Genomic DNA, 9,518 nt, shown 5'->3' on the forward strand with positions numbered 1-9,518 from the left:
CGTGTGATCTTTGCCAGTCTCCTCATCCCATTTTGGAAAACGCAGGCCTTCTTGTCCCATCATTTGCTCAATGATTGCTTTCTCTCCAAAGGAAAGAACACTATATTCATCTTTTTCTTTCTTAGTTTGCAAGCTTTTCTCCAACCAGTCGAGTTGCTGTTCTCCTGAATCTTGTACACTTGCACTGCGGTCCATTAGAAAAACAATGGGTGTTTCTTTTTGCGGCAGAACCACTTGTGGAATGGCAAGCGCAACAATTAATAGGAAGAAAATACAGCTTCTTAAAAAGAGAACAACATGTCTTTCCTTTCGATTCGCCATCGCTTTCGTCTGTTTCCAATATCGATAGAGAAAAAATGCGATAGGAAGGAAGATTAATAGAATGAATGGGTATTTAAACTCTATCTGCACGGCGATAAACCTCCCATTCCATACATAAAATGACGAAAGCAAGCACACATAAAAGGTACCAGAGCCATTCACTTTGCGTTTTTGTTAGCTGATTATCCTTTAATTGATCCTCATTTAGAATAAATGATTTTTGAGAAGCAATTGTTTTCTCCCGATCATCTAAATTCACGGAAAAATAGAGAAGCTCAGCATCATTCGTCAGCTGATAAACACCAGGTAGCTTCGGTGCCTGGAAGCCTTCTTCTCCCATCGAGAAAGAGCCTACTAATTGGTCATTTTCATCATAAATATCCCAATCTGCTGTTTGATTCGTTAGTTGAAGCGTTCTCGCTTCTAAAGGCTGAAAATCTCCAATATAATTGGACTGAGATGAAAGCCACTGATACATATTATATAAAAGAATCGGAAAACTTGGATGTAATGGCCAATCACTATCCTTTAAATCAAATTGCACAAGAATGGCTGGCTGATTATGTACGGTGCCTTTTTGAATTAATGGCAGTTCTCCACTTTTTACAATTGGTTTGACGCTTTCTGTCGTATACTTAGTAGCGCTCGCAATAAAAACATCCTTCATGTCTACATGTAACAGTAATTCATCCTCGCTTATATCTACTGCCGTTTGTAATTCTTCCTTTTTCCCATCCACAAAGAAGAAAACAAATGGACCTTCTATATTGTCTGGTAGTGTGGAACCAGATAAAAGGAAAATACTATCCTGTTTATTTAAAAAGTCCTCTTTGTCCTCCATTTGAATGACACGAAGACCAATCGCCTCAAACCCTTTTATCAAAAATGGGTTCATGTCATTATCTGTATATATCGTTGTTGCCTGTTTATTAAATACAGCTGTTTGTATATTATCGACTAAAAAATCATCTGTTACATCAATTTTGGCATTGTAATAGGATTTTTCGGGAAGATCATTTATCGCGACTATTTTTCTTTCTTTTGGCTGCAATTCGATCTCTTGTTGAAAAAGAACTGTTTTTTCACTTATAACCTGAAATGGCATTTTTTTGATAGAATCTGTCTGGTTTTCCACCATCGCGATTCCAGCTACTTTAGCATCATTTTTCGATACACCAAAAGATAAAACTGAAATATTTTCTTCCTTTACCTGTTCTTGATTATGTACGGTCACATAGAAGGAATCGATATTTTTCATGCTTTCCTTTACTACCCCGTCAGAAAAAATATGAATGGCACTCTTTCCCTCTTTCGCTAGACTCGCAGTTAGCTCTGTTGCACTTTGCCAGTCTTCATGGGTATAGGAAAGCTCTAAATCTTTAATCACAGCCCTTACTTTGCTTATATCTGACTCATTATTAAGTAGTATTTTTGGGTGATCATTTACCTCCAGTACCGTAACAGTTTGGTTTTGCTGGATGCCTTGAATCATTTCTACTGCCGCCCTTTTACTATCCTCTAATCGAGTGGAGTCATTTCCATTCGCTGCCATCGATGCCGATGTATCAAACAGTAAAATAATTTGCTCCCCCCGCGTCGTCTCTTTCGCAAAATATGGACCTACCAATGCCAGCATCAATAAAACGAAGCATAGAAGCTGCAGCCAGAACAAGACATTATTTTGCCATTTATGAAACCAAGAGGATGCCCTCATTTCCTTTAGAACCTCTTCCCAAAGTAAATTGGAGGGGATGATTTGTTTTGTATATTTTTTTCGAAAAAAATAAAATAGGATAAATACTACGATCAAAAATAGTAGCAAAAAATAGTAAGGATTTGCTAAATGCATTTTGTCTCTCCTTTTGCCTCTCTATGAAAACAGTATTATTGAACCAATCCAGCAAACGTTAGTTCTCGTAAAACAATCGTTTGTATATCCAGTTTATCGCTGACTTGACAATAACGAATCCCATGGGTCGCACATAGAATTTCTAGCTCCTGATTATGCTGATCAAGCCTGTTTTTATATAGATCCTTAATGGAAGAAGTAAGACTTACATCCACCATTTTTCCATTTTCACTATCGACTAATTGAATATCTCCAGATAAATTCGGATAAAGCTCGGTCTCACTTAGTAATTGAATCAACCATATTTGTTGGTTTCGATACTTTAACCGTTTAAAGCATTCTTCAAATAATGACAATTCTTCTAAACCATCTGTAATCAAAATAATCATTTGCCTTGGCGCTGTTATGGAACCAATTAATGATTGCGTAAAGCTTTCATTAATTGCCTGTTCACCAAATCCGACAATTTCATAAAAAGTTCTTTTATTATGAACCGATCCTTTACGATGAAAGGCAAGCTTTGTAGCAACCGCAGCAAAACTCAGCCGATCTTCATGGGAAAGCGTAATATAAGCCAAGCTTGCTGCTAATTCTCTTGCTAGCTCCCATTTTGAAGAGACTTGTTTCATCGAAGAGGTTGCATCAAGGAATAGACTAACGGAAATCTCTTTTTCATCTTGAAATCTTTTAATATACGGCTTATTTGTTCTCCCATATACATTCCAATCGATTTGGCGAATATCATCGCCAGGATGATAGATTTTATAGTCAGCAAAGTCGAGGGAGGTTCCATGGATATGGGATTTTCTTCTGCCATTTTGCATTCCTGCTCCTTTAGTGGCTGCTTGCAAGCTTTTTCGATTCATTCTTGCTAATAAGGAATGATAATCCTTCATCGTCCCTTCCCTGCTTCAATGCGTAATGTTTTTTCTAAAATATCTTCAATGATTTGGTCAGGGGTTACCCCCGCAATCTCTCCTTCAAAATTAAGCAATATTCGATGTCTAAACACAGGGAGTGCTGCATATCGTAAATCTGCGATGGAAACATGATATCTGCCGGAAGCTAAAGCCCTTGCCTTTGCCATTGTTACCAGGGCCTGTAAACCCCTCGGACCACTGCCAGCTTGAATATACTTATTTCCTAATTCTGTTGCATCCTCGGAACCTGGATGAGTAGCTGAAACTATATTGACAGCAACCTCTAATATGTCATCAGCCAAAAGAATTTGTTTCACCAAGCTTTGTAAATGGAGGATGTCCTCTACAGTGGCCACACGAGTTAACACCATTGATTCTGTCCCTGTAGTCCTTTTAATAATCGCTTTTAATTCCTCTTTCGATGGATAAGTAACATGCAATTTACATAAAAACCGATCCAACTGGGCTTCCGGCAATGGGTAAGTCCCCTCCATATCAAGAGGGTTTTGTGTAGCTAAAACGAAAAATGGTGCTTCTAAACGTTTCGTTTCACCCATTATCGTGACCGTTTTCTCTCCCATTGCTTCTAATAAGGCACTTTGTGTTTTCGGTGTAGCCCGGTTGATTTCATCGGCAAGGACGATATGCTTGAATAATGGTCCCTCATGAAAATGAAATTGCTGTTTTCCTTTTTCATCAGGCTGCAGCACCATCGTACCAGTTATATCTGCAGGCATTAAATCGGGCGTAAACTGAATTCTTGCAAAAGATAAATCCATTACTTCCGAAATCGTCCGAATCATCATGGTCTTCCCAAGTCCTGGCAATCCTTCTAAAAGCACATGTCCTCCTGCCAATATACTCCAAAGAACCTCATCCGTAATCTTTTCCTGACCAACAATAAACTTCCCTATTTCTTCTTTCACCTTTTTAAGTAATGCTTCTGCTTGGATAAAATCCTGTTCCACCATTTCTTTGTCCATCTTTTCCCCTACTTTTCATTTGGTTTGATATCAGTAAAATAATTCTTCACAATATTTTCTAAGTCATGTGGTAATTTATATCTGGATGTACTTTCCCGGTAAGAGGCTTCATATTCTGAAAATACCTGTTCATATGGACGAACATTCCCTTTCAGAACTGGTCCTTCCCCTTCTGTCACTTGACCTTGCTTTCCATCCCCTAATTTACCTGAATCCACTTCCGTATTTTCTTTCCCATCGACTTTTTCTGGAACTGTTAACTCTCTGCTTCCGCTCCCCAAGCCTGCTCCAGGTCCATTTCCGTTTCCAGAGCCACCACCATTACCGGAGCCAGAACCTGAACCACTTCCAGATCCATTGCCGGAGCCGGAGCCGGAGCCGGAGCCTGTTCCTGACCCAGACCCATTCCCAGAACCATCACCTGAGCCTGCACCATCATTCCCATTAGCTGCTCCCTCTTGGTCACTCTGACCTTGTTGACCATTAGAATTTGCATTCCCGGAAGAATTGGCTCCACTGTTATTCGAACCAGTAGCGATTGTATTTGAATTAGGCGTTGTGATTCCGTTAGCAAGACTTTCCTTTTTAAGGACATTTTCTAACTGTGCTAGCTCGGTTTGTACAGATTCTAATTGTTTTAAAAGCTCCTCATTATTCAGCAATTCATCCATCTGCTCTAATAGTTTCTGTAGCTGCTCTTCTGTCAACTGCTTATTGCCACCCGTCAATTGGTTGAGTGCTTCTTTTTGCTTATCTGTTAACTGTTCGTATTGTTCATTTGCTTTTTGCAATTCCTGCTTTACTGCTTCTTGGTCTTTGTCTGAAATAGCTTTAGAAAGAGACTTTAAGCCAGCTTCATTCAGCGTTGCTTCCGCTTTTTGGCGTTCACTGCTTTTCTCTTGAAGCTTTCGTTTTTTCAACTGAAGCTCTTTCGCTTGTTTTTCCAACTCCGCAAAGGTTTTATCTACAGTATCCTGCTTTTCTAATTCCTTTTGGACTTGTTTCAGTTCTTTTTGTACTTGTTTATCTGTTTCCTTTTTTATCGCTTTTGCTAATTCTTTTTCCGCTTTAGCAATTGTTTTTATCTCATTCTCTTTTTTCTTCGCTATTTCCATATTGACTGATGGGAAAAGCTGCAAGAATACACAAAAAATGATACAAGCTACACCTGTAAAAATAAATTTAGGATAGATATAGCTTTTCTTTCGCTTTAAAACAGCTAGTTGTTTCTGCCTCATTTCCGCTATCGCCTTCGTTACAAATAGCTGCTCAACCGCTCCCTCACTATTTAAATAGGAATAGGCTGTCATTGCATAGTCATCTGAAACAAACTGATTATATAGCCTAACTGCCTGTTTTTCTGTGGGCCAGTTTCTCCATAATCGAAAGAGAAAAAAGACAACACCAATACATGCCGTTATCAAAAGAATGTAAGACAAGAATGGAACAATAAAAAGATAACCAACAACAGAAAGGAGGAGGAAAACTCCTCCTACCATCGCTAGCAATAAACATAGCTCTTTTGCAAGCAATTCTCTCGCCATAGACAGTCTTATCGGTTTAACTAATTCCTTAAATGGTTGGTAGTTTTCCATGCCTTTATCTACTTCCCTTTTTTCATATTGGCCCGTAAATTACGAACACTAATGGTTAATGTGAGCGCAATGATGATGCAATAACTAATAATGTGAGCCGCCCATATTGGAAATTTGATACCTGTTAGGTCTTTGATTTGTTCGGACACAGTCGGTTCAAATATATCCGCTAACACAATTCCAGGATTAAACATAGCACTAAAATAGGCAGCCGGTGCATTTTTTTGGACTGGACTCGAATAGATATCCGCGATTTGTAACAGAATGAAAGAGATAACTGCTGTTCCACCGACAATAAATAAAGCAGCACTATATGTCGTCACCATACTGACAATTGTTTTGCGAATAAGTGTCGAAAACATAACGCCAAAGCTACCAATGACAAGCATCGTAAATAAACTGAAAAAAAACACTTGCGCTAGCTGTGTTGGCGAAATTCCTCCAAATAAAAACACAAAGCTATAGATTGGAAGACTTGCGACAATTAATAAAACTAAATAAGAAATAGACGATAGTAATTTTCCAATAATAATCGTAAAGCTGCTTTGTGTCGTTGTTAACAGGATGCTTAATGTTTGCCTTTCCCGTTCACTACTAATCACTCCACCAGTAAGACCTGGAGTAATAAATAATACCAATCCTAGTTGAAAAAACGCTAAAAACATAAACATCAAGCGGCTTTCCTGGGGTTTAAAAAAGCCGATAGGGCTTGTTGTCCTTAGTACATACATAAAAGCAACCATCAATAAGGAAAGAGCAAGGAGATAAAACAGGATTCCAAGAAACGTTTTCCCTGAACGAAAGCGAAGTTTTAGTTCTTTGTTTAATACTGGGTTCATGAAATAAGCTTTCAAGAGAATTCAACCTCCTTTGTAATTTCCATAAATACATCCTCTAAATTGCTTTCCATTTCTGCAAAACTAATTATCGGGATTTCCTTCTTAATCGCCGTTTTTAATAAGTCTAGCTGGTCCTCGTCTCCACCTTTAAATAAGAACTGAATCGTTTTCCCATCTTCCAAAACTTCCATTTTTGTAATACGTGGATTTTCTTCTAAAAACGCAAGTGTTTTAGGTATATCAAATGTTTTTACACTAATGATTTTTTCACTTTGTAATTGCTGTTGGATTGCTGATACCGTTCCTTGTGCGACAAGCTTTCCTTGATCCAAAATTCCAATTACATCACACATCTCGGCTAACTCCGGTAGGATGTGAGAAGAAATAAGAATGGTCTTCCCCATATTCTTTAATTCTTTTAAAATCTCGCGCATTTCAATTCTGGCACGAGGATCCAAACCAGATGCAGGTTCATCTAGTATAAGGACGGCCGGATCATGAATTAAGCTTCTGGCAAGGCAAAGTCGTTGTTTCATCCCTCTCGACAAAAGGTCTACATAATCTTTTCGCTTATGTGAAAGATTCACTAACTCTAGTAGCTGTGGTATTAATTTTTCTCTTTGTGCTGCAGGAATGCCGTAGCTAGCGCCATAGAAATCTAAATATTCTTCTGCTTTTAGTTGATCATATACACCAAAGAAATCAGGCATATACCCTAACTGTTTCCTCACCTCTTTCGGTTGCTTAATAATGTCTGCTCCATTAATGGTTGCTGTGCCAGAGGTAGGTGCCAATAAGGTAGCAAGAATCGAGAAGGTTGTTGATTTACCTGCTCCATTCTGACCAACAAACCCAAACACACATCCAGCATCAATCTGAAGATCCAACGGCTCGAGTGCTGTAAACTTTCCATACTTCTTGGAAAGACCTTTAATTTCAATCATTCTTTTATCTCTCCTTTGACCTTAACAGATGGCAGCTGCATATAGGGATCTCCATTCGTTGCTTTTTCCACCTTCATATTGATTTTGCTATTTTCATCTATATAAGCAGAAACTTCTTCATTATCCACTTTAAAAAGACTCTTTATTTCTTCATAAGCATCTATTTTTTTATTATAAATACTGTATTTCACACCTGGATTTCCCTTCGGCTGAACGGTTAATGAATCAAACGTTAGCGATTTAGCATCATACGACTTAGGAATTTCAATCGTATAGAGGTACTCGCCATCCTCCAATGAAATATCATTATTTTGGAAGTTTTCATTATAGATAGCTCCATCAATAACGGTTAATTTCTGTGCCATATTCCCTTCATTTAAGGTAAACGCTCCTGGAAAATTATTTGTTAATGGAACAGGCTCCATGATTAAATTTGTGCTATTTTTCTTTACCTTTCCACTTGCTAGTCCAACATTTACGATATCCTCGTTCGTAATAGCAACTAGCAGCGGCTCTCCAGTTGATACACTTTGAAAGTAGTCCGTATTTAATACCATGCTTTGAGCAACTAACTCTCTAAATTCTTTTAAATCATTGCCTTTATAATCGTAAATATAATAGCCATACCCATTCCCACTTGGTCTGGAAAAATATTTATGTTTATGTGCGACTTGAACATCCTTCGTTTCTCCAGCTAATATTGGACCTAGCTCGATTTTTTCATTCCCTGACCATATAAATACTTTTGAAAAGTCATATGGATAATGATTCGTTATCGTTCCTGAAATTTCTTTTTCTGTTGCGTCCAAATCATGGCTAAATCCACCCTCGACTGGCATAGTCGATTTCCCGAACATCGTACGGCTAGACCAATATTCTACTTCTGGAAAAAGGATTTCACTATTTTTTATTTTTTCATTTGTAATAGCCTTTACTTGCAGCTCTCCATATCCTAAATAAGGCAAAGGTGTATACGTATTTTTGTCATACGTTAATGCAAAATCACCTGATTTATTTGATAAAAGGGTTGTTGCTTGGTATCCAGATAAGTAATTGTTGCTATATTGATAGATACCCATTTCATTGAATTGAGGATTTTTTATTTTATCCTTTGCACCGGTAATAAACATTCCGAGTGATAATAGAATAGAAAGGCTTGGGATAATCCACCAAGCATGTTCTCTTTTATCGTATTTTTTTAATACAAAATATAAAATTGGTACAATGACCAATAAATAACCAGCTAATATCACTAGTAATAGACCAGTTGTAATGGTAGAACTTTTAAAATACTCATTTGATTCAACAAAATTATAGTAGAGATTGCTTATAGGGCTTCCGTTATATTGATAATTTGTGGTTAGCTGCGTATTCTCTGTCTGTAATACTTTCTCCATCCAGCTGCTAAAGCCTTGCCAATTAAGTAAAGCAGGATCACTTAGTGAAAAAGAGGTTTGAATAATTTTCCCTTCACCAAGCGCTTTTTTCGCCACAAGGGTGTTTTCATTATGTATAGTTATAGCCTCAGCTCCATCTGTTAGGGAAGAACGGAATCCAGTTAGTTTCTCTTGATCCTTATTGTTAGCATCCATACCTTCCAAAGGAATTGCTTCCTGTTTCCCGATTATCAATGGCATTCGCGATTCTAAATTACCATATGCCTGCTGCCCATTTGTGGTTGCACCAGTTATTAAAATCCCACCATTTTCAATCCATTTCTTTATCGCCAGCTGCTGCGTTTCTGTTAATTCCGTAAGCGCAAATTGGTCAACAAGTAAAAAGCTTAACGTTTCAAGCGCTAATGCATGATCAGGTATATCTTCTTTAAGAAGTTCTGTTGTAAAAATAGAATTGTTTGGCAGCTTTCTTAAATCTTTAAATTTGTCATATCGATCTGTAAGAATTCCTAAAGTCTGTTCTGTAATAAAATTAACTCTCACCTCTTTCGTGCCAGTGAAATTTACTTCATTGCCTTTTTGCCAGCTCCCACGATACAATTTCATTTTTTTGCTAGCATGGTTCGAATCAGACGAAATACCTGGGATTGTCACCGTATAGGTTTTCTTG

General features: G+C 37.8%; 7 protein-coding genes and 1 pseudogene. All 8 read right to left on the reverse strand.

Annotated features, from left to right (window positions below):
- Window positions 1–411: pseudogene (locus RTL21_RS08260) on the reverse strand (hypothetical protein); the annotation flags it as partial.
- Entirely contained in the window at window positions 395–2,170 is a 1,776-nt protein-coding gene (locus RTL21_RS08265; protein ID WP_312095165.1) for a BatA domain-containing protein, read from the reverse strand. The pseudogene RTL21_RS08260 and the gene RTL21_RS08265, both read right to left, overlap by 17 nt.
- 35 nt (window positions 2,171–2,205) lie before the next feature.
- Window positions 2,206–3,066: a DUF58 domain-containing protein gene (locus RTL21_RS08270; RefSeq protein ID WP_312095167.1), complete on the reverse strand. Its 861-nt coding sequence runs from the start codon at window positions 3,064–3,066 to the stop codon at window positions 2,206–2,208.
- Complete coding sequence (locus RTL21_RS08275) at window positions 3,063–4,073, reverse strand: AAA family ATPase (RefSeq protein ID WP_312095169.1); 1,011 nt, start codon at window positions 4,071–4,073, stop codon at window positions 3,063–3,065. Before RTL21_RS08275 ends, RTL21_RS08270 begins: the two co-directional genes overlap by 4 nt.
- 8 nt (window positions 4,074–4,081) lie before the next feature.
- On the reverse strand, window positions 4,082–5,668 hold the full coding sequence (locus RTL21_RS08280; RefSeq protein WP_312095171.1) for a hypothetical protein: 1,587 nt from the start codon (window positions 5,666–5,668) through the stop codon (window positions 4,082–4,084).
- A gap of 8 nt (window positions 5,669–5,676) precedes the next feature.
- Entirely contained in the window at window positions 5,677–6,522 is an 846-nt protein-coding gene (locus tag RTL21_RS08285; RefSeq protein WP_312095173.1) for an ABC transporter permease, read from the reverse strand.
- Window positions 6,519–7,451, reverse strand: a complete 933-nt coding sequence (locus RTL21_RS08290) for an ABC transporter ATP-binding protein (RefSeq protein WP_312095174.1) — start codon at window positions 7,449–7,451, stop codon at window positions 6,519–6,521. The genes RTL21_RS08285 and RTL21_RS08290 overlap by 4 nt, the downstream gene beginning before the upstream one ends.
- Window positions 7,448–9,518 (reverse strand): hypothetical protein (locus RTL21_RS08295; RefSeq protein ID WP_312095176.1); only part of this gene is annotated, 2,071 nt, incomplete at its 5' end. The genes RTL21_RS08295 and RTL21_RS08290, both read right to left, overlap by 4 nt.

It is taken from the genome of Niallia sp. (genome assembly GCF_031978665.1).
Classification (GTDB): Bacteria; Bacillota; Bacilli; order Bacillales; family Cytobacillaceae; genus Niallia.

Coding starts and splice junctions, on each gene's coding strand:
- RTL21_RS08265 (WP_312095165.1), bottom strand. CDS start 2,170: ATGCATTTAGCAAATCCTTACTATTTTTTGCTACTATTTTTGATCGTA.
- RTL21_RS08270 (WP_312095167.1), bottom strand. CDS start 3,066: ATGAAGGATTATCATTCCTTATTAGCAAGAATGAATCGAAAAAGCTTG.
- RTL21_RS08275 (WP_312095169.1), bottom strand. CDS start 4,073: ATGGACAAAGAAATGGTGGAACAGGATTTTATCCAAGCAGAAGCATTA.
- RTL21_RS08280 (WP_312095171.1), bottom strand. CDS start 5,668: ATGGAAAACTACCAACCATTTAAGGAATTAGTTAAACCGATAAGACTG.
- RTL21_RS08290 (WP_312095174.1), bottom strand. CDS start 7,451: ATGATTGAAATTAAAGGTCTTTCCAAGAAGTATGGAAAGTTTACAGCA.